A 21232-nucleotide genomic window follows, 5' to 3' on the forward strand; every position below is an offset into this window, starting at 1 on the left:
GAAACCGTGCGGGGCCCTTCGTCGAGCTGTCTTACTGTCCGCCACCCGGGAGACCCGGGATACCGGATCGCGAACTCGACGTCGGTGAGTCGTCGTCTTCGACGATGAACAGCGTGATCGGCGCGTTCTTCGCGATCTTCGTCCCGGCCTGCGGGTTGGTCTTGCTGACCTTGCCCGCCAGGTCCCGGTCACCGTTCTTGTCGGCCTGGGTGTTCGGAGTACCGCTCCAGCCCAGCTGCTGCAGCTGACGGAGAGCCTGGTCCTCGGTCATGCCCTTCAGGTTCGGCATGTCGAAGGTCTCCTGGCTGCCGTCCGACACGGTCAGCTTGACGACGCTGCCGACGGCGAGCTTGCCGCCGTTCGGGGTCTGGTCGATCACCGTGTCCTTGGGCTGGTCGGAACTCGCGGTGGTCACCGACGGGCTGAACCCGGCCGCCTTCAGCCCGGCTTCCGCTTCGGCGCGCGTCTTGCCCTTGTAGTTCTGGACCGTCTTCAGTTCCTTGGACTTCGCGACCGTGATGTCGACCTTGGCACCCTGGTCGACCTCGGCCTGCGCGGCCGGGTTCTGCGACAGGACCTTGCCCGCGTTGTTCGGGTCGTCGTTCTCTTCCTCGGTGATCACACCGAGCTTCAGACCGGCTTCGGTCAGCGCGGTCAGGGCTTCCGCCTGGGTCTTGCCCTTGAGATCCGGCGCCTTGACCTTGCCCGGCTTGGTGCCGACGGTCAGCGTGATCTTGTCCGTGGTCGGCACGACCTGACCCTGGTTCGGGTTGATCGCGATGACCTTGTCGATGTCGTTCTCGTCGCAGGAGGGCTGGCCGTTGACGGCCTCACCGGTGCAGGCGACCTTCTTGGTCTCCAGTCGGTTGAAGCCTGCACTGCGCAGGGTTTCCGTGGCCGCGGCCTCGTTCTGGTTGAGGACGTTCGGGATCGCCTTGCTGTCGGCCCCGGTGTCCTGGAACGCGCCCAGCAGCCACATGATCAGCAGCACGATGGCCGCCAGCGAAACCACGAGCCCGGCGATCAGCCAGGCGCGGCGCTTCTTCTTCGCGGCCGGGTCTTCGTCGTCTTCCTCGTACTGGTCGTAGCGCTGCGGCACCCGGCGGTCGGAGTCCATGACCTGGGTGCGCTCGTCCTCCGACATCACCATCGGCGCGGACGGCCGCTGGCCGGACAGCGTGCGGACCAGGTCCGAACGCATCTCCGCCGACGACTGGTACCGGTTCGCCGGGCCCTTCGCGAGCGCCTTGAGCACGACGGCGTCGAGCTCCGGCGCCACGGCCGGGTTCACCGACGACGGCGGGTTCGGGTCCTCCCGGACGTGCTGGTACGCCACCGCCACCGGGGAGTCGCCGGTGAAGGGCGGCTCGCCGGTGATGAGTTCGTACAGCACACAACCGGCCGCGTAGACGTCCGAACGCGCGTCGACGGACTCACCGCGGGCCTGCTCCGGCGAGAGGTACTGCGCCGTGCCGATCACCGCGGCGGTCTGCGTCATCGCGGACTGCCCGTCGTGCATGGCGCGCGCGATGCCGAAGTCCATCACCTTGACGGCGCCGTTCTTCGTGATCATCACGTTCGCCGGTTTGACGTCGCGGTGCACGATGCCGTGCCGGTGCGAGAAGTCCAGCGCCGCGCAGACGTCGGCCATGACCTCCATCGCCCGCTTCTGCGACATCGGGCCTTCGGTCTTCACGATGTCCCGCAGAGTCCGTCCTTCGACGTACTCCATGACGATGTAGGGGAGCGGGCCGAACTCGGTGTTCGTCTCGCCGGTGTCGTAGACGGCGACGATCGCCGGGTGGTTCAGGGCCGCCGCGTTCTGTGCCTCGCGACGGAAACGTTCTTGGAACTGGGGATCCCGCGCCAGGTCGGCACGCAGGATCTTGATCGCCACCTCCCGGCCCAGGCGCACGTCGTGGCCGTGGTGGACCTCGGACATGCCTCCGTAGCCGAGCGTCTCGCCCAGCTCGTAGCGGTTGCTGAGCAGTCTTGGTGTGCTCATCTCTGCGTGCCGTTCCATTCCGTCCAAGGTTTGCTGCTCATCATTCCTGGATTCGCCTGCCCGGCCGACTCCTCGGTGCTGCCCTCCGTCGGCGCCGCGGGGTACGCGGACGTCGGCGCAGGACCTACAGGCTTCTTACCCGGAGCCGGTGCCTGTTCACTCGTTTCCACGCCGCCTGACTGCTGTCCGTTGCCCGAACCGACCAGTCTCACGATGAGGAAGGCTCCTGCCACCAGTACTGCGATCAGGATCACCGCGAGCAGCACCCACCAGCCCCACTGCGGCCGTCTGCCGGGCAGGCGACGGACCGCCATCGGGGGCGGGCCGGTGACCGGGTGCATCGCCGGATGCGACGCCGGTCCGACCGCCACCATCGGGTTCGACGGCGAATGCGGTCCCGGCGGCGCCTGCTGCGGCAGCACGGGCTGACCCGCGGAATACGCCACGTTGACCAGCCCCGACGGCGTCGGCAGCGGCAGGCCCGCGCGGACCGCCGCCACCGCGGCCGCGAACTCGCCGCCGCTGTTGTACCGCTGTCTCGGATCCTTGATCAGGGTCGCCTCGATGACCGCGCGGGCGCCCGGCGGTACGTCCGGCGGCAGCGGCGGCGGGAGATCGCGGATGTGCATCATCGCGACCGTCACCGCGTTCTCCGAAAGGAACGGCCGGTGCCCGGTGAGGCATTCGTAGCCGCACACGGCCAGCGAGTAGACGTCGCTCGCCGGTTCGGCGTTGTGCCCGAGCGCCTGCTCGGGGGCGATGTAGTGGGCGGTGCCCATGACCATGCCGGACCTGGTCACCGGGGCGGCGTCGGCGGCCTTCGCGACGCCGAAGTCGGTGATCTTCACCTGCCCGGCCGGGGTGACCATGATGTTGCCCGGTTTGACGTCGCGGTGCACGAGACCGGTTTCGTGCGCGGCCTGCAGCGCGTTACCGGCCTGCTCCAGGATGTCCAGGGTGCGCTCGGCGTTCAGCCGTCCCTCGCGGGTGATGATCGCGGCCAGCGGATCGCCCTCGACCAGCTCCATCACCAGATACGCGATCGACAGCTCGTCCGCGACCGTCTCGCCGTAGTCGTGCACCGCGGCGATGCCGGGGTGGTTCAGCGACGCCGTCATCCGCGCCTCGGTCCGGAACCGGTGCAGGAACTCGGCGTCGCCGGACAGCTCCGCCTTCAGGATCTTGACCGCGACCGTCCGGTCCAGCCGCGTGTCACTGGCCTGCCAGACCTCGCCCATCCCGCCGACGGCGATCCGGTTCGTCAGCTTGTACCGGTCGGCCAGCAGCTGACCCGAGGACAGCATCCGCTATCCACCCCCGAGCATGGCGTTGACGGCGGCGCGGCCGATCTCCGCGGCCACGGTGCCACCGGTCGCTTCGAGCCCGCGGTTCCCACCGGACTCGACGACCACCGCGACGGCGATCTTCGGGTCCATCGCCGGCGCGAACCCGGTGTACCAGGCGTGCGGCGGGGTGTTCTTCGGGTCGTTGCCGTGCTCGGCGGTGCCGGTCTTGGAGGCGATCTGGATGTCGCCGCGCTTGCCGGCGCCCTTCGTGTTCTCCTCCGACGCGAGCATCATGTCGCGCAGGATCGCGGCGTTCGCGCTGGACAGCGCGGCGTCGCCGGTCAGCTCGCTCGGTTTGTAGTCCTCGATGGTCGACAGGTTCGGCGCCAGCAGCGACTCCACGAGCTGCGGCTTCATCGCCATCCCGTTGTTCGCGATGGTCGCCGAAAGCAGCGCGTCCTGGATCGGCGTCAGGCGCACGTCGCGCTGCCCGATGGCGCTCTGGAACAGGGCCGCCTGCGAGTCCAGCGGGCCGAGGGTGGACGAGGCGACCCGCATCGGCACGGTCAGGTCCTCGCCGACACCGAAGTTCTGCGCGGTCGCGTTCAGCTTGTCCTTGCCGAGTTCGCCCGCGAGTTCGGCGAAGGGCACGTTGCAGGAGTACCGCAGCGCCTCCTTCAGCGTGTTGCCCTTGCAGGCCGCGCCGCCGTAGTTCTCCAGCGTCGTCTGGGTGCCGGGGAGCTTCACGTTCGGCGCGGTGTTGACGGGCATGTCCGCCGTCTTGCCGTTCTCGAGCGCGGCCGCGGTCACCAGCAGCTTGGCCGTCGAACCGGGCGGGTAGGTCTCCGAGATCGCGCGGTTCAGCATCGGCTTCTTCGGATCGTCGCGCCACTGTCCCCACGCCGCGATCTGCTCCTTGCCGACGTGCGAGGCGAGCCTGTTCGGGTCGTACGACGGCGTCGAGACCATGGCCAGGATGCGCCCGGTCTTCGGCTCGAGCGCGACCACCGAACCGGTGTAGCCCTTTTGCGTCATCAGGTCGTACGCGGCCTTCTGCACGGCCGGGTTGATCGTCAGCCGCACGTTCCCGCCGCGCGGGTCGCGGCCGGTGACCATGTCCGACAGGCGCCGCACGAACAGCCGCGGGTCGGAACCGTTGAGGACGTCGTCCTCGGACCGCTCCAGTCCGCCCGAGCCGTAGTTGATCGAGTAGTAGCCGGTGACCGGCGCGTACATCGGGCCGTCGGCGTAGGTCCGGATGAACTTGTACTTGTCGTTCGACGGGTCGACCTTCGCGAGCGCGGAGCCGTCGGGCGCGACGATCAGGCCGCGCTGCCGGGAGTACTCCTCGTAGAGCACCCGCAGGTTGCGCGAATCCGTGCGGTAGTCGTCGGCCTTGACCACCTGGATGTAGGTGGCGTTGGCCAGCAGGAGCACCACCATGACGAGCATGGCGACGCCGACCTTGCGGAGCGGGGTGTTCACGACGCGCTCCCCTCGCCGGTCGCGGGCGGCCGCTGGACCATCACCGTGTGCGCTTCGGCGAGCGGCGCCTGAGGCTGCTGCGGCTTCGGCCGCACCGCGGGTTTGCGGGCGGCGTCGGAGATTCGGAGCAGAAGGGCCACCAGGATGTAGTTCGCGAGCAGTGAAGAACCACCGCGGGAGAGGAACGGGGCGGTGATCCCGGTGTTCGGGATCAGGTTCGTGACGCCGCCGACGACCACGAAGATCTGCATGACCAGGGCGAACGACAGGCCGCCGCCGAGGAGTTTGCCGAAGGTGTCGCGGACCGCGAGGGCGCTGCGCATGCCGCGCATCGCCAGGATCAGGTACAGCATCAGCATCGCGGCGAGGCCGATGAAACCGAGTTCCTCGCCGATCGCCGTGGTGATGAAGTCCGTCTTGGCCTCGGGGACCATGTCCGGCCGCCCGGCGCCGAGGCCGGTGCCGCCGACGCCGCCGGTCCCGAGCCCGAACAGGCCCTGCGCGACCTGGTAGCCGCCGCCGGCGTCGTCGTAGGTGGCGAGCGGGTCGATCCAGTTCCGGACGCGCTGCTGGACGTGCGTGAACAGGTTGTAGGCGATGATCGCGCCCGCGGCGAAGAAACCGACCCCGAGCACCACCCAGATGATCCGTTCGGTGGCGACGTACAGCATCACCAGCGTGACCCCGAAGAACAGCAGCGACGTGCCGAGGTCCTTCTCGAACACCAGCACGCCGAGGCAGGCGGCCGCCGCGATCAGGATCGGGCCGAGGTCACGGGCACGCGGCAGTTCGACGCCGGCGATCTTCTTGCCCGCGACCATGAACAGGTCGCGTTTCGTCACCAGGAACGAGGCGAAGAAGATCATCAGGAGGATCTTCGCGAACTCGCCGGGCTGGATCGAGAAGAACGGCAGCTTGATCCAGACCTTCGCGCCGTTGACCTCGGAAAGGCTCGACGGCAGCACGGCGGGCAGCGCGAGCGCCACGATGCCGACCAGACCGCAGGTGTAGCCGTAGCGGGTCAGCGTGCGGTGGTCGCTGATCACGATCAGCACCACCACGAACAGCACCAGCGAGATCGCCGTGAACAGCACCTGCTTGGTGACGTCCGGCGTGTACTCCTTGCCCTGCTGGATCGCGCGTTCCGCGAGCGCCAGGTCGATCCGGTGGATCATCACCAGGCCGAGCCCGTTCAGCAGCGCGACACACGGCAGGATCACCGGATCCGCGTACGGCGCCCAGCGGCGGACCGCCAGATGCGCCGCCGTCAGCACCCCGAGGTAGGACAGCCCCAGCCAGATGATCGAGCTGGTCAGCTCCTGTTCCTGGTTCGCCTCCACCAGCACGAGCGCGATGGTGACGATGAACGTCGCGAACGCCAGGAGGACGAGCTCCGTCCCGCGCCGCTTGGGCAGCTCGCGCGGAGGGTTCGTGGCGAACTGGGCCGAAGCCGGATCGGCGAGCGGCGTGCTCATCAGTTACCGCCCCCCGGTGCTGCCGGTTCCGGCGTCGAGCAGTCCCTCCCCGCTGGCTGGTTCGCCGAACTCGGCGAGGCGGGGGTAGAAGGGGGAGCCGCCGACGAAGACGCCGGAGGCGCCGACGAAGGGGTCGGCGTGGAAGTCGAGCTGGTGTTCGGCTTGCAGTCGGCCAGCTGCTTGTGCGGCCGAAGGAAGTCGTCGATGTACTTGCGGGCGTCGTCGAGGTTGTCCTTCTTGACGCCGTTCTTCACCGCGATGCGCGCGTCCTCCTGCAGCGCGGGCACCAGCAGCTTGTCGGTGCACAGCCCGCCCGGCGGGCACGAGCCCTGCTCGTAGGCGTGCAGGTCGATGCCGAGGATGCTGCCCGGGACGCCGCGATAGATCACGACCTCCTCGCCGGGACCCTCGCCGACGTAGTACTGGCTCAGCACGAAGTACCGCGTGGCGATCGCCGCCGCGGCCAGCACGATCAGGACGACCACCGCTCCCGCCAGCCAGCGAAATCGCCTCCGGCGCTTGACCTTGGGGTCCTCCTGTTGGGGCTGGACCTCGGGCCGCGGCTGCGGCGCGGGCTGGGTCAGCGCGCGGGCGCGGGCGGCCGGGGAGTCGCCCTGGTGGAACTCGTCACTGCCGTCACCGGCGGCGCCGCCCACGATGGGCGCGTCCTCGCCGAAGTCGACGTCGACCACGTCGGCGATGATCACCGTGACGTTGTCCGTGCCGCCGCCCTTGAGCGCCAGCTCGATCATCCGGTCGGCGCAGGCCTGCGGATCCGGGATCTGGATCGCCTCGGACAGCGTCTCGTCGCTGACCATGCCGGACAGGCCGTCCGAGCAGATCAGGTACCGGTCGCCGGCGCGCGCCTCGCGCACGGTGAGGCTCGGTTCGACCTCGTGACCGGTGAGCGCCTTCAGCAGCAGCGACCGCTGCGGGTGCACCGCGGCCTCTTCCGGCGTGATCCGGCCCTGTTCGAGAAGTTCGTTGACGAAGCTGTCGTCCCGCGTGATCTGCGAGAACTGCCCGCCGCGCATCAGATACGCCCGGGAGTCGCCGACGTGCACGACACCCATCCGGGAACCGGCGAACAGCACGGCGGTCAGGGTCGTGCCCATCCCGTCGAGGTCCGGGTCCTGCTGGACGAGCTCGGCGATGGCCGCGTTGCCGTTCTGGACGGCCTCACGCAGCTGGGCGAGGAGATCGTCGCTGGGGTCGTCGTCGTCGAGGGGGGCGAGGGAGGCGATGACGACCTTGCTGGCCACCTCACCTGCGGCGTGCCCGCCCATGCCGTCGGCGAGGGCGAGCAGGCGGGGACCCGCGTACACGGAGTCCTGGTTGCTGGAACGCACCAGGCCCCGGTCGCTGCGAGCCGCGTAGCGGAGGACGAGAGTCATGGGCGAAGCTCGATCACCGTTTTGCCGATCCGGATGGGGACTCCGAGCGGGACCCGGAGGGGTGCCGTGACCTTAGCCCGGTCCAGGTACGTCCCGTTCGTCGAGCCCAGATCTTCCACGTACCAATCCTCCCCGCGCAGGGCGATCCGGGCGTGCCGGGTCGACGCGTAGTCGTCGTCCAGCACCAGGGTCGAGTCGTCGGCGCGGCCGATCAGGATCGGCCTGCCGTCCAAGGCGATCCTGGTGCCTGCCAGCGCACCATGGGTCACGAGCAGCTGCTGAGGCGACTTCCCGCCACGCGGCTTCTTGTTTTCCTTCTTCTTGCGACCGAACGTCGGGACGGCGACGCGCAGCCCGGAGGCCGCGTACAGATCCGAACGGACGACACGCAACGCGGCGAACACGAAGAGCCAGAGCAGCACGAGAAAGCCCACCCTGGTGAGTTGAACGACCAGCTCTGGCACTTGTTGTGTCCGCTCCCGTTTCTCCTGTACGCCGCGGAGAGCCCGTGCCGTCCGGGATGGTCGGCTCCGAACAGCCTTGCTCTCCGCATACGACCCGAGGTGCCGATCCACCACAGGTCCCGCACCGCAATTCTGCGATACCCCCTCCGGACCCCGCCGGTCAGCCCTGCGTACGGAACACGAGAGACGAGTGGCCCACGCGGATCACGTCGCCGTCGGCCAGCTGCCAGGTCTGCACCGGGGTGCCGTTGACGGTCGTGCCGTTCGTCGAACCGATGTCCGCGAGCGTCGCGCTCTGGCCGTCCCAGGTGATCTCCAGGTGACGGCGCGAGACGCCGGTGTCCGGGAGCCGGAAGTCGGCGTCCTGGCCGCGGCCCACGACGTTCCCGCCCTGCTTCAGCGAGTACGAACGGTTCGAACCGTCGTCCAGCTGAAGGCTCGCGGTGAGCTGACGGCCGGCCGCGGGCTGGCCGCCGTAGCCGCCACCCTGCGCGTACGGGTCCGCGGCGGGCTGGCCGTACTGCTGCTGGCCGCCGCCGTACTGGTCGTAGCCGCCCTGCTGCTGCTGGCCGCCGTACTGGTCGTAGCCGGGCTGCTGAGCGCCGCCGCCGTAGCCCTGGTCGTAGCCGCCTTGCTGCTGGCCGCCGTATTGGTCGTAGCCGGGCTGCTGAGCGCCGCCGCCGTAGCCCTGGTCGTAACCGCCGCCCTGCTGTTGACCGCCGTATTGGTCGTAGCCGGGCTGCTGAGCACCGCCGCCGTAGCCCTGGTCGTAGCCGCCTTGCTGCTGGCCGCCGTACTGGTCGTAGCCGGGCTGCTGAGCGCCGCCACCATAGCCCTGGTCGTAGCCGCCCTGCTGCTGGCCGCCATAACCCTGGTCGTACCCGGGCTGCTGCTGGCCAGCCTGCTGTCCGTAGCCGTACTGGCCCTGCTGCTGGCCGTACGGGTCACCCTGGTCGTATTGGCCGTAGCCGGGGGGCTGGCTCATTGCTGGGTCTCCTGCGTTGCTGGGTCGTGCCGACCGTGACGAACCTTCGGCGCCGTGGGGCTTGACGTCGGGATCGACGGACGAACGGGTCTTGAACTGTCCAGTATGCAGCGCCTCGTTGCGCTCGAGCGAAACTACGACGTCACCATAGGTGTCCCAACCGTGCTCGGCGAGGTGTTCCTTGACCGCCTCCGCCAACACCGAGGTGACCCGACGCTCGTCTCCGGCCATGCGCTCGTGATCAGCCTGCCCCAACGACACGATGTAGTGGTTGGGAGCGAGCTGTCGACCACCGGCCAGCTCACGAACGTTCTCCTCGCTCTCGCGCTCAAGCGCCACCGCCACTTCCTGCGTGACGACGTTGCCACCGAACATGCGCGCGAAGGTATTGCCCACGAGGTTCTCGAGCCGCCTATCAAAGCGCTCAACGCGGCCCACCGGGCAACCTCCTCACACGTGTGCTTCCCCGTCGATCCTATCCGGGTACGGCCAGTCGGACACGGCCCCCGGTGAAACCCGCCAAAACCGCCTGCTACGCTTTGCGAGCTGTCAGAGAACGAAGCACTCGGGCGAGTGGCGGAATGGCAGACGCGCACGGTTCAGGTCCGTGTGTCCGAAAGGACGTGAGGGTTCAACTCCCTCCTCGCCCACTCTTGGTTGAGGCCCCCTTCGCTAGCGCGACGGGGGCCTCTTTCGTGTTGTCGTCGCTCGTCAGTTCCCGGGGGGCCGAGCCCCCCGGACCCCCCACGGTGCGTTAGGGCGGCGGTTGGTCTTGGGGGCCGGCCTCGGGCCTGGCGGCCCTGGCCTGGGGAGAAAGAAGAAAAAAAGGTCAGGGTCCGGTCAGCGTCTGGTTTCGGCTTTCGTGGGGGCCTGAGTACACGTTTGTGCTGGTAGTTGCGGGTGCGCAGCCGGTATATTTTCTGGCATGTTTTCATACCCCATGGCTGAGGACGTGTTGCACGACCTCGGGGACAAGGTCGTCAGCGCTCTGGTCGACGCCACTAGCGCGACCAGAGCGGATCTCGCTGAATATCGCGACACCTTCCCAAACTGGGTCGCGGACAGTAGCGACCGTGGCCTCTCGAACTGGATCCACGATCGGCTTTGGGCGCACCTGCGTCGAGGGCTCACCGACATCGACTCGGTCGAGCTGGTGGACCAGGGCGTCACTCGTGAAGTCACGGTGGGTCTCCGGTACCGCGCTCGTGTGAAGCGGCACACGGTCCGAGATCGCATCAGGTCGTATGCCACGAAATCAGCACTGGCCTTCTGGGCGCAGTCCGAAGCTCTGGAAGGATTGGAGGAGGTTCGCCTGGGCTTCGGTTACCGCTGGGACCCCGAAGAGCGAGTGATCGGCAGCACCATCGTCTCTCTGCGCGACGGGTTGGACAAAGATGCGATCTGGGCTGTGGAGGTGGATGCTGAGGCATCCGGAGGCCTGGGTACGGAAATCACCTGGACTCCTGTCGATCCGTCGCTGCCCCAGATCGACCTGTACGAGGCCTTGGCCCGAGACGAGGAGGACGAAGCGACGTGAGTGGAATCGGCGATGTGCTGGAAACACTTCGCCGCGCCCGCGGCCTGACGCAGGCGGATTTGTGCGCCAAGGCCGAGATCACTCAGGCCGCGTTGTCCCGCTACGAGAACGATCAACGTATGCCTGACGACGACGTGGTCAACCGGCTCGCGGAGTCGTTGGGTGTATCGGCACGGTTTTTGGCTCGAGATCACGCTGTCCGGGGCGCGCTCGCCGTCGACGCGCACATGAGGCGCCAGCGAACGACCAAAGCTTCAGCGTGGCGGAAGCTGGAAGCGCGGTTGAACGCCTATCGGCTGCACGTTTCCGTGTTGTTCGAAGAGGTGTCGATGCGGGCCGAGCAGTCCGTCCCGACGTTCGACCCGATCGATACGACCCCCGAGCAGGCGGCTCTGATGGTGCGCGCTCAATGGCGGCTGCCGGTCGGGCCGGTGCGGCATCTGGCCCGCTGGCTCGAAGCCGCTGGTTGCGTGATCCTGGAAGAGGACTTCGGCACATCCCGTATCGATGGGCTTTCCCAGTGGATCGGCGATCACCCGGTGCTGCTGATCAACGCGGCCGCCCCGGTCGATCGCAAACGGCTGACCCTGGCTCACGAACTCGGTCATCTCGTACTCCACAACGGGATCGCGACCGAGGATCCGGAGCGAGAAGCGAATGAGTTCGCCGCCGAGTTCTTGATGCCGTCACACGTGATCAAGCCGGACCTGCGTCCTGTGACCCTTGGTCATCTACGGGACATGAAGCGAGTTTGGGGAGTCTCGATGCAGGCACTGTTCGAGCGGGCCTACTCACTCGGACAGGTTTCGGCAGCTGACCGTACGAGCTTCTACAAGTCCATGAACGCTCGTGGCTGGAAGACGACCGAACCGGACGGTGATCAGCTGGCTCCGGAGACTCCGCAGCTCGTCATGGCGATCGGGGACACGTTGCGAGCCAAAGGCCTCACGGACGAAGAGATCGCCGAGTTGGCGGGCTTCTCGGATGGCGCTGCGGACAACCCGTTCACTCGACCGATGCGGCGACTGCAGGCCGTGTAGATCTGAAAGGCGCAACGAGCCCCCGGGGAATCGAGTCCTCCCGGGGGCCCATCGCGCGATCGAAGTGGGTCAGTTCACGCCGATCAGGTCGACCACGAAGATCAGGGTCTCGTTCGGCTTGATGACGCCGCCGGCGCCCCGTTCGCCGTAGGCCAGATGCGGCGGGATGACCAGCTGACGGCGGCCACCGACCTTCATCCCCGCGACGCCCTGGTCCCAGCCGGGGATGACCTGACCGGCGCCGAGGCCGAACCGAAGCGGCTCACCGCGGTCCCACGACGCGTCGAACTGGTCACCGGTCGAGTGCGAGACACCGACGTAGTGCACCGAAACGGTGTCGCCGGCCTTCGCCTCCTGGCCGTCGCCGACCGAGATGTCGGTGGCCTTCAGTTCGGTGGGTGCGGGCCCCTCGGGGCGGTCGATCTGGGGCTTCTGCAAAGACATGGTCATAAAGCTACATCCGCTGGTCCTGGGTTCGCAGGGCGAGTGTTCCGCCGAACGGTGGCAAGAACGCGAATAGTCTTCACAAATTTGGATACCCGTGGGTAGTGTGCGCCTCGTCACTCTCCGACGACGGAGGTCTTTCATGCGACGAGGCATACGGGTCTTGACGACGCTGGCGGGGTTGACGCTGGTGGCGGGAACCGTTCCGGCACTCCAGGCGAACGCGGCCGAAGCCCCACGGAACTCCGTGGTGGCCGCCGCGCTCGACGACTACTGCGGCGGCCAGTGCGGCGACATCCTGCCGCCCGGGTCCAAGGGGAACGCCACCCTCGCCGAGATCCTGGCGCACAAGGCGTTCGGCACCCGTCCCGCGCATTCCGCCGATCAGCTCGGCAAGTACGCCTCCCTCGCCGACGGCTACAAGACGCTGACCACGGACAAGATCAACCAGTTCTTCAACGACGCCTCGTACGGGGTCCAGTCCGGTCAGGTCGAGAGCACGATCAACCCGCGCTCGGACGTGACGATCACCCGCGACAAGGCGACCGGAGTTCCCCGGATCGTCGGCACGACGCGGCCGGGCACGATGTTCGGCGCCGGGTACGCCGCTGGGCAGGACCGGCTGTGGCTGATGGACATCATGCGCCGCGTCGGCCGCGGCCAGCTGACCTCGTACGCCGGGGGCGCGCAGGGCAACCGCGAACTCGAGCAGAGCTTCTTCGCCTCGGCGCCCTACACCGAGCAGGAACTCCAGAAGCAGATCGACAACGCCGCGGCGAGCGGTCCGCGCGGCGCGCAGGGCAAGGCCGACGCCGAGGCCTACGTCCAGGGCGTCAACAAGTACATCTCCGATTCCCACAGCGGCCGCTACTTCCCGGGCGAGTACGTCCTCACCGGGCACGTCGACGCGATCACGAACGCCGGGACGATCGAGCCCTTCAAACTGACCGACCTCGTCGTCCTCGCCGCCGTCGTCGGCGCGCAATTCGGCGCCGGCGGTGGCGGTGAGGTGCAGAACGCCATCGCGAAGATGGCGATGCAGGAGAAGTACGGACTCGAACAGGGCGACAAGGTCTGGAAGAGCCTCCGGTCCGAGGACGACCCCGAGACCGTCAAGACCCTCCACAGTGGACAGAACTTCGACTACGGCAAGGCGCCGGCGAATCCGCAGGGCGCCGCGATGCCGGACAAGGGTTCGGTCACCGGGCAGCAACTGGTCTTCGATCCGACCGGTTCCGCCGGGACGGCGACGCCCGCCAAGGTGGACGTTCCCGCACCCGAGGACCAGAAGGCCGTCCGCGGCATCTTCGACGACGGCGTCCTGCCCGGGAACATGCTGTCGGAGAAGCACGGCATGTCCAACGCGCTGGTCGTCTCCGGCGCCAAGACCGCGAGCGGTCACCCGGTCGCCGTCTTCGGGCCGCAGGCCGGCTACTTCGCGCCGCAATTGCTGATGCTGCAGGAACTCCAGGGCCCGGGCATCAGCGCTCGCGGCGCCTCCTTCGCGGGCATCAGCATGTACGTGCTGCTCGGCCGCGGCAAGGACTACTCGTGGAGCGCGACTTCGGCGTCGCAGGACATCACCGACACCTACGCCGTCGAACTGTGCGAGCAGAACGGTTCCGCGCCGACGAAGGACTCCGGCTTCTACCGGTTCCGCGGCCAGTGCCTGCCGTTCGACATCGTCGAGCGCAAGAACGCCTGGAAGCCCACCATCGCCGACGGGACGGCCGAAGGGTCGTACACGCTGCGCAGCTTCCGCACCAAGTACGGGCCGGTGACGAGCCGCGCGCTGGTCGGCGGCAAACCGGTCGCGTACACCTCGCTGCGGTCGACCTTCCAGCACGAGATCGACACGATCATCGGCTTCCAGAAGTTCAACGACCCGGACGCGATCAAGTCCGCGAAGGACTTCCAGGCCGCGGCGGCCGACGTCAACCAGACCTACAACTGGTTCTACGCCGACTCCCGCGACATCGCGTACTTCAACTCCGGCTCGAACCCGGTCCGCAACCCGAACGTCGACCCGGCGATGCCGGTGAAGGCCGACGCGGGATTCGATTGGCAGGGCTGGAATCCCGACGGAAACCTCGCGAACTACACGCCGTCTTCGCAGCATCCGCAGTCGATCAACCAGGACTACTACATCAGCTGGAACAACGCGCAGAGCAACGGCTACGCGGCCAGCGGCGCGGACAAGAGTTCCGTGCACCGCGGCGATCTGATCGACGCGCGGGTCAAGAAGATGGTCTCCAGCGGCACCAAGGTGACGCGGGTGAACCTCACGCAGGCCATGGAGGAGGCGGCGCTGGCCGACCTCCGCGCCGAGAAGGTGCTGCCGGAACTGCTCAAGGTGCTCGACAAGGCACCGGTGACCGGCCCGGCCGCGGACGCGGTGACGAAGCTGAAGACGTGGCTGGCCGCGGGCGCCCTGCGTGCGCAGACCTCGCCGGGCAGCAAGGCCTACGCGAACGCCGACGCGATCCGCATCATGGACGCCTGGTGGCCGCTGCTGGTCAACGCGCAGTTCAAACCCGGCATGGGTGACGCCGCCTACGCCGCCATGGTGGGTGTGCTGAAGATCAACGAGTCGCCGTCCGGCTGGCAGAACGAGGTCCCCGGCAAGCACGTCGGCCAGCCGCACGCGGGTTCGTCGTACCAGGCGGGCTGGTGGGGCTACGTGCACAAGGACATCCGGTCGGTCCTCGGGCAGAACGTCGCCGGTCCGCTGCCCGTGAAGTACTGCGGTGGCGGCGACGTCAACGCCTGCCGTCAGGTGCTGCTCGACTCCCTGACGCAGGCGGCCGCGCAGCCCGCCAACACCGTGTACCCCGGTGACGGCGACTGCGGCGCGGGCGACCAGTGGTGCGCCGACACGATCATCCACCGCGCGCTCGGCGGGATCACGCAGGACAAGATGAGCACCCAGAACCGGCCGACCTTCCAGCAGGTCGTGGAGTTCCCGGCGAAGCGCGGCGACAACATCGCCAACCTCGCCACCGGCCGGTCGGTCAGCGCGAGCAGCCACGAGACCGGCTGGTACAACTCGCCGCCGTCCCACGCGATCGACGTCAACCTGTCGACGCGCTGGGCGAGCGACTGGAGCGACAACCAGTCGATCACCGTCGATCTCGGTTCGGTGCAGCGCGTTTCCAGGGTCGTGCTGCACTGGGAATCCGCGTACGGGAAGGCGTACAAGGTGCAGGTCTCGTCCGACGGGACGAACTGGCGCGACGCGGCGTCCATTGTGGATGGAGACGGTGGGCAGGACAACGTCGCCTTCGAGGCGACCGATGACCGTTATGTCCGGATGGCCGGTGTCCAGCGAGGGACGAAGTACGGCTACTCCCTCTACGAATTCGAGGTGTACGCCCACTAGCTTCGCGATGCGTGACGGGTCCCTTCCTCGGGCGCGAGGAAGGGACCCGTTTCGTGTGGACGGTCTACCGCGGTGGAGTGGATACAGACTCGACCTTGGATATTTCGTAGATGTAGGTCGCGTGGGCCGTCGGACTGCGCTCGGATGCGAGAAGAATCATCTCGATCTCGGGTGGGAAAGAACCCGGATCGGCCTGCTCGATCTCTTGCAAGGTGCTTGGTGGTACTCGAACTGTGTCACCCGTACTTGCGACCGCACACCCCGGAAGCAGCACATCAAGGCGTTGAAGGAGTCGAGGTTCGATCAGAAGAACGCCGATCGCCCTGTCACGAGCATGCTTTCGCAGGCTAAGCAGTCGTTGCAGCAGTTCAAGCAGTTCGCGACGAGACGAGCCGACATGATCTGACATGAACACGACAGTGAGGTCGATCTCCGGTTGTGACTCGTAGTGCAGTCCTCGCCCGGTGCTGGTTACCGACGCTAGTCCAGTGTGAAGACCGGCGTCGGCCAATGCCTTCGCGGTCACGTGCGTAGCGACTTCATCGTTCGCCAGGTGCAAGGCAGTTGTCTTCGAAGTGGTGGTCAACCAATCGGACAGATGCTCTGCCGCGAGATTCCAGGATGGCTCGCCGCCTGGACGAAACGCAGGTGTGAAAACAGGAAGCCCTTTGCCCGGTCTCCAGGTGCCGAGCCAGCCACGATGTTCCGAGGGAAGCAGGGAGATCAGATCGTCGGTGTCGAGGTGAGGCAAAGGCGGCACATCGAACGCCAAGGCCAAAGCCAGCAGCATCGGTAGCCCGATGGCGCGTCGGCCAGTCCAGACATCTGCCACGGTCCGGTCGTCCGGCTCTCGGCCGAGCTGTCGCGCGACGTCGGCTGCGGAGAAGTCCTTGCCATGGAGCTGTCGGACCCTGGCGATCAACGATTGCTGGGCAAACGCAGCGGCGACCTCGGCCGGGTTCTGCTGGTCGTCGACCAACCAGGTGGGTGTGCCCGTGAAGGATTCGTCCGAGGTGAATCGCGTAGGTGGCCCACTTCCGGGCGGCCGACCTCGACGAGAAGACATGGCCGCCTCCGGCGAGCCGTAGGTGTATTAAAATACGAACAAGTGTAGTTTCATATTCGGTGTCGAACCAAGATCCATTTCGGTGATGGCAAAGGAGTGAGCATGGATGTGCGGGAGCTATCGGCGCAGCTCACCCCTGCAGACCGCCTTCCCGGCGTTGCTCTGCTGGTCGCCCGCGACGTGGTTGAGTACGCCGTCGCAGACGGTGTACTGATCGAGTCTGCTGCCGAAGACCTGCGTCGAGCAGTCGACCATTTGGCGCTGGTGTCGGTAGGAGGGGCGATTCTGCAGAGCCACCCCGCTCTGCTAGGTGAGCTGCTCGACATCGCTCAGACGAGGTCTCTGCCTCCAAAGGCGGATATGTCCCGCATTCGAGATGTGCTTCGGCAGCTGGTCAAAGCCGTACCCGCTGAAGGCTCGGTGCCGGTTTCAGCGGGCTACGCCGGCTTCTGAACCTCAAGCTCAGAGGCTGAGGGTTCTTGCGGCGACCAAGCCGAGCACGGTCGTGGCGCCGGCGCGTCGTGCTGCGGCTGCGAGCCCCCTCAAGGTGCTGCCAGTGTGGAACACATCGTCGACGAGCAGAACGCATCGCCCGGTCAGGTCGCTTGAAACCGTGTACTCGTCCAGTAGGCCCGCGAGCTCGGCGGACGTCATGTCTTTCGCGGATTTCCGCCACTCCCGGCTGCTGAGAACCTGCTCCTGGGGAAGCTCGCACTCGTGAGCGATCGTATGACCGATCCGGACGCTGGCAGACACCGTGGCTCGTGTGTGCCCCGGAGCGGCGATGATCAAGCTTGTGGTTTGAAACCAATCATGACTCTTCACTACGTCTGCCATGCAAGACGAGAGGCGCTTGCCTGCTTCCCTGACCTCGCTGATCTTTCGCTGTCGGTTTTCATACTTGACCATGCGGATCAGCTTCGCGGTGTCGGTGTATTGCAAACCTGTCGACGGAGGAGGGGCGGGTCGGTTGTAGAAGTCCAGGGCGATGGCTCCGTCGAGCTCATTCGGTACCCGGAGTACCAAGACCTTTTGCAGCAACTTTGCGAGAGGTGCAACATCGGCTTCCTCTGGAACGAAGAGTCGATGTGTCCATCTAGGTCTGTGCTGAGAGTAGATCTGGACCATGTAGGCACTGGGGAACGCGGACAGGATGTGCTTCGCGATCTCTGCGGATCCCCGGAGTAGCAAGAGCCTCTGCTGCCCCACGTGTTCCCAGGACCAGTCTTCGAGGCGATCGCCTCGTGAGTTCGGCCGAAACAGGCCTAAAGGCGGGGACAAGAGATGATGCCCTTTCAGGAGGGGCTACCCAGTGTCCACGTCCTTTCGCTCTCAGTGTGTGAACGTGTCCGGCGTGTCGCATGGCGTGCCCTGTCGTCTTGACAGTCGCCCCGCCACTTGAAATGCTCGAACTGATGTTCGATATGTATCTGATGGTGAGATGTCGGAGACGCCTAGCACGAAGCAGAGAACACCATGACGATCGACGGGGCGACCTCGGTTCATGAGCGGTTGATGCTTGCTGTGCTCGCCCCGGTGGCCGCGGGAGGCCCTCGGCGGGCCGCCAAGGTTCTCCTGCAACGTGGGCGTCGTGCCTTGGTAGGCCTGGTAGGTGAGCTTCCTGATGACGAAATCGCCAAGGCGGAGAAGCTGGCTCATTCCCTGAGTGCCGCGGGTGTGAACGTGCTCTTCTGCGATGAGCCCGACTACCCGGCGCGCTTGCGTCAGGCGAAGGGAGCTCCTCCCGTCTTGTTCTACCGCGGCGCCATCGACCTGCTTTCCGGTTACGCCGTGGGCATTTGCGGAGCAAGGAGTGCGACCGAGGAAAGCCTGAAGGCAGCGAGGGCCTGTGGCGAGGATGCCGCCTCGGCCGGTATATCCGTCGTGTCCGGCTACGCGAAGGGCGTAGACACCGAGAGCCATCTGGCCGCACTGCGGGCTGGAGGCAGGACGGTCGCCGTTCTGGCGGAAGGCATCCTGAACTTCCAGTTGAAACGCCCCTATCGAGATCTTCCTCAGAAAGCGCTCGATCGGCTGCTTGTCGTCTCTCAATTCCCGCCGGGGCAGAGTTGGACAGCGGGGGCCGCTATGACTCGAAACCAGGTGATCGTCGGCTTGGGGGATGCTGTCATCGTGGTTGAAGCCGGGGAGACCGGCGGAACTCTTCGGGCTGGGGAGACGGCAGTCAGTGCGCAGGTGCCGTTATGGGTGCTCGGGTTCCGTCACGCGGATCCACCTGGAAATCGCAAGCTCCTCGGAGCCGGGGGCCGTCGGATCGCAAACAGGGTCGCGTTGAGCGCCGAGATGCGTAGGCTGGCCGAAACACCCCGCGCGCAGCGCTTGTTCGACTGACCGAGGCCCTGCCTGTCCCAAGGCGAAGGGCCTCGCGAGGGCACGGTTTACGGTGGCGGGGTGGACACGAACGACTGGTCACCCCGCACCCTCGCCGTCGCCGCCGGACGTCCGGAGGGCCCCGGCGAACCGCTGAACGTGCCGATCGTCGCGGCGAGCACCTTCGACGCCGGCGCCGATCGCGCGTACTCGCGGGAGAACGGCACCCCGACCTGGGAGGCCCTCGAAGCCGCGATCGGCGCGCTCGAAGGCGGGCATGCCACCGCGTTCGCCTCGGGGATCGCGACGCTCAGCGCCGTCGTCGACACACTGCGGGTCGGCGCGAAGGTCTGCGTCCCGACGTTCTCCTACGCCGGGTCCCGCGGCCTGCTCGCGCACGCGCACCGCACCGGCCGTGTGGTGGTGACCGAGGTCGCGCCGGACGACACGGCCGCGTGGGTCGAGGCCGCGGACGCCGACCTGCTCTGGCTCGAATCACCGACCAACCCGACGCTCGACGTCATCGACATCGAGACGATCGCCGCCGCCGCGAACGGCCTGGTCGCCGTGGACAACACGTTCGCCACCCCGCTCGGGCAGCGGCCACTGGAACTCGGCGCCGACATCGTCGTGCACAGCGCGACGAAACTCATCGGCGGGCACAGCGACCTGCTGCTCGGCTTGACGATCGCGGCCGACGAAGGCATCGCGAAGGACCTGCGCGACGCGCGGACCCGGATGGGGGCGACGCCGGGAGCGCTCGAAGCGTGGCTGGCGCTGCGCGGGCTGCGGACGCTGCCGGTCCGCCTGGCCGAGCAGACCCGCACGGCCGCGCTGCTCGCGGCGCGGCTGGTCGACCATCCGGCGATCACCCGGGTGCGTTATCCCGGCTCCGGCACGATGATCGCGTTCGAACTCCCGGACGCCGAGACCGCGGACAAGGTCATCGGGTCGTTGCGGCTGATCCGGGCCGCCACCAGCCTCGGCGGAGTGGAGAGCCTGGTCGAGCGGCGTGCCTGGCTGGCGGGTGACGCCCATGTGCCCGCCGGGCTCGTCCGGTTCAGTGTCGGGCTCGAAGACCCGGAAGATCTCTGGACGGATCTGGCTTCCGCGCTCGGCTAGCCGGGCGGTCCGGAAGCGGATGTCGCCGAAGCCCTGGCTGCTCGTCGCCGGCCTCCTCGGCGCGCTTTCGCTCGCCGTGGCCCTGCTCCTGGTGTTCTGATCGTGACCTTCGGGTTGCCGAGCACCGGCTTTCGCGCCCAAGTGGTCATGATTTCACCAAGGGGTACTCCGAACGTGTGAACCGGGTGGTAACAATGGCTCGGGAAGTCGCGGAAAGTGGCCGATCCCGCCAGGAAAACCGCCCTTTTTCCGGCGTTCGGAGAGCGCCGAAAAAATGCTTCCGTGACGCAACCGTTCCGGCCGTTCGGGTGTTAACATTGCCCCGTCGCCGAGAGTTTTCCGCTTTGTTGAGCGACATTCAGGCCCTTGTATCGGGCAGGATCACCCCGGTGTTACCGGTTTCCCCAGTGGTTCTTGTCACTGTCCATTCGCTACTGAAGACCGGCACTTTTCGGGCAGTATCGCGCTGTCACCCGAACGTGGGATTTCCCCCGGGTGGTCGCACGGTGGGGGTCACCGTGCGTTGCGATGCTTTCCACTGGGAGATCACTTTGAAGAAGACGTTGGGCCGCCTCGCGGGCGCGGTGCTGGCCGGCGCCGTCATCTCGCTGGCCGTGACGCCTGCCGCGATGGCGCAGGAGGAAACGACGACCACGCCCACCCCCTCGTCGAGCGAGACGCCCACCACGGCGCCCTCGCCTTCGTGGACCGGCGGCAAGGTCACCTCCGCCCCGCCGGAGCCGAGCGCCCCGGCTTCGTCGTCCTCGCAGGAGCCGACGCCGACCGGCACGCCGACTTCCGGCAAGCCGTCGCCGACCTCCACCTCGGAGAAGCCCACCACCACGCCGAACCCGGAGGAGCCCTACGTCGACAACGTCGGCGCGGGCTACATCGGCGACAACGGTGTCGGCGCGCTGGTCATCGCCTGCGCGTCGGGCGAGCCGTCGAACGTTTCGGCGCCGGACTTCGACACCCTGTACAGCAACCAGGCCGAGGACGACGGCCGCTACTGGGTCTACATCGTGAAGGTCAAGAAGTCCTTCAAGGGCAACTCCAGCACCTTCACCTGGACCTGCGACGGCAAGTCCGGCAAGGGTGACATCGAGTTCGAGTCGCCCATCGGCGGCGGCGCGGCCACCCCGGGCAAGCCGGAGAAGCAGGTCAAGTACGCCCCCAAGGGCGGCATCGAGACCGGTTTCGGCGCCACCGCGGCCTGATC

Annotated in this window: 17 protein-coding genes and 1 tRNA gene; 8 read left to right on the plus strand and 10 right to left on the minus strand. The window is 67.0% G+C overall.

Going from position 1 to position 21232, the window contains the following annotated elements:
* Positions 1-31: 31 nt before the first annotated feature.
* The 7 genes from pknB to IE302_RS18870 form a co-directional block, all read right to left on the minus strand.
* Positions 32-2005 carry a Stk1 family PASTA domain-containing Ser/Thr kinase gene (gene pknB / locus IE302_RS18840; protein ID WP_191256285.1) on the minus strand — a complete coding sequence of 658 codons (1974 nt, stop codon included), beginning with the start codon at positions 2003-2005 and terminating at the stop codon, positions 32-34.
* Complete coding sequence (locus IE302_RS18845) at positions 2002-3309, minus strand: protein kinase domain-containing protein (RefSeq protein ID WP_191255821.1); 1308 nt, start codon at positions 3307-3309, stop codon at positions 2002-2004. The genes pknB and IE302_RS18845 overlap by 4 nt, the downstream gene beginning before the upstream one ends.
* Before the next feature lie 3 nt (positions 3310-3312).
* Positions 3313-4776: a peptidoglycan D,D-transpeptidase FtsI family protein gene (locus IE302_RS18850; protein ID WP_191255822.1), complete on the minus strand. Its 1464-nt coding sequence runs from the start codon at positions 4774-4776 to the stop codon at positions 3313-3315.
* Positions 4773-6251, minus strand: a complete 1479-nt coding sequence (locus tag IE302_RS18855; protein WP_191255823.1) for an FtsW/RodA/SpoVE family cell cycle protein — start codon at positions 6249-6251, stop codon at positions 4773-4775. The genes IE302_RS18850 and IE302_RS18855 overlap by 4 nt, the downstream gene beginning before the upstream one ends.
* Entirely contained in the window at positions 6251-7645 is a 1395-nt protein-coding gene (locus IE302_RS18860; RefSeq protein ID WP_191255824.1) for a PP2C family protein-serine/threonine phosphatase, read from the minus strand. The genes IE302_RS18855 and IE302_RS18860 overlap by 1 nt, the downstream gene beginning before the upstream one ends.
* Positions 7642-8109 carry an FHA domain-containing protein FhaB/FipA gene (locus IE302_RS18865; protein ID WP_007030429.1) on the minus strand — a complete coding sequence of 156 codons (468 nt, stop codon included), beginning with the start codon at positions 8107-8109 and terminating at the stop codon, positions 7642-7644. Before IE302_RS18865 ends, IE302_RS18860 begins: the two co-directional genes overlap by 4 nt.
* A 160-nt stretch (positions 8110-8269) precedes the next feature.
* Positions 8270-9532: an FHA domain-containing protein gene (locus IE302_RS18870; RefSeq protein WP_191255825.1), complete on the minus strand. Its 1263-nt coding sequence runs from the start codon at positions 9530-9532 to the stop codon at positions 8270-8272.
* A 129-nt stretch (positions 9533-9661) separates the two neighbouring features.
* Between IE302_RS18870 and IE302_RS18875 the strand changes: the two genes are divergently transcribed.
* The 3 genes from IE302_RS18875 to IE302_RS18885 all read left to right on the plus strand — a co-directional run bounded on the left by IE302_RS18875 (position 9662) and on the right by IE302_RS18885 (position 11671).
* Positions 9662-9744, plus strand: a tRNA-Leu gene (locus tag IE302_RS18875).
* A gap of 275 nt (positions 9745-10019) precedes the next feature.
* Positions 10020-10631, plus strand: a complete 612-nt coding sequence (locus tag IE302_RS18880) for a hypothetical protein (protein WP_191255826.1) — start codon at positions 10020-10022, stop codon at positions 10629-10631.
* On the plus strand, positions 10628-11671 hold the full coding sequence (locus IE302_RS18885; protein WP_191255827.1) for a helix-turn-helix domain-containing protein: 1044 nt from the start codon (positions 10628-10630) through the stop codon (positions 11669-11671). The genes IE302_RS18880 and IE302_RS18885 overlap by 4 nt, the downstream gene beginning before the upstream one ends.
* Before the next feature lie 69 nt (positions 11672-11740).
* On the opposite strand, the gene IE302_RS18890 is transcribed toward IE302_RS18885, so the two are convergent.
* The gene (locus IE302_RS18890) at positions 11741-12115 is read right to left on the minus strand and encodes an FKBP-type peptidyl-prolyl cis-trans isomerase (RefSeq protein ID WP_191255828.1); all 375 of its coding nucleotides are present in this window, start codon (positions 12113-12115) and stop codon (positions 11741-11743) included.
* A 142-nt stretch (positions 12116-12257) separates the two neighbouring features.
* On the opposite strand from IE302_RS18890, the gene IE302_RS18895 reads away from it, so the two are divergent.
* Positions 12258-15494, plus strand: coding sequence for a penicillin acylase family protein (locus IE302_RS18895; protein WP_229907843.1), 3237 nt, complete (start codon positions 12258-12260; stop codon positions 15492-15494).
* A gap of 64 nt (positions 15495-15558) precedes the next feature.
* On the opposite strand, the gene IE302_RS18900 is transcribed toward IE302_RS18895, so the two are convergent.
* Positions 15559-16473, minus strand: a complete 915-nt coding sequence (locus IE302_RS18900) for a hypothetical protein (RefSeq protein WP_191255829.1) — start codon at positions 16471-16473, stop codon at positions 15559-15561.
* Positions 16474-16662: 189 nt separating this feature from the next.
* On the opposite strand from IE302_RS18900, the gene IE302_RS18905 reads away from it, so the two are divergent.
* Positions 16663-17013 carry a hypothetical protein gene (locus IE302_RS18905; RefSeq protein ID WP_191255830.1) on the plus strand — a complete coding sequence of 117 codons (351 nt, stop codon included), beginning with the start codon at positions 16663-16665 and terminating at the stop codon, positions 17011-17013.
* 9 nt (positions 17014-17022) lie between these two features.
* Here IE302_RS18905 and IE302_RS18910 read toward each other — a convergent pair whose 3' ends face one another.
* Positions 17023-17688, minus strand: a complete 666-nt coding sequence (locus tag IE302_RS18910; protein WP_191255831.1) for a phosphoribosyltransferase — start codon at positions 17686-17688, stop codon at positions 17023-17025.
* Positions 17689-18036: 348 nt separating this feature from the next.
* Here IE302_RS18910 and IE302_RS18915 point away from each other — a divergent pair, with 348 nt between their 5' ends.
* The 3 genes from IE302_RS18915 (at position 18037) to IE302_RS18925 (ending at position 21230) form a co-directional block, all read left to right on the plus strand.
* Positions 18037-18912, plus strand: a complete 876-nt coding sequence (locus IE302_RS18915; RefSeq protein ID WP_191255832.1) for a DNA-processing protein DprA — start codon at positions 18037-18039, stop codon at positions 18910-18912.
* Positions 18913-18972: 60 nt separating this feature from the next.
* Positions 18973-20013 (plus strand): trans-sulfuration enzyme family protein, encoded by a 1041-nt coding sequence (locus tag IE302_RS18920; protein WP_191255833.1) that lies wholly within the window; start codon positions 18973-18975, stop codon positions 20011-20013.
* A 551-nt stretch (positions 20014-20564) separates the two neighbouring features.
* Entirely contained in the window at positions 20565-21230 is a 666-nt protein-coding gene (locus IE302_RS18925; RefSeq protein ID WP_191255834.1) for a hypothetical protein, read from the plus strand.
* Positions 21231-21232 lie beyond the last annotated feature (2 nt).

This window comes from Amycolatopsis oliviviridis (assembly GCF_014654365.1).
Taxonomy (GTDB): Bacteria; Actinomycetota; Actinomycetes; order Mycobacteriales; family Pseudonocardiaceae; genus Amycolatopsis; species Amycolatopsis oliviviridis.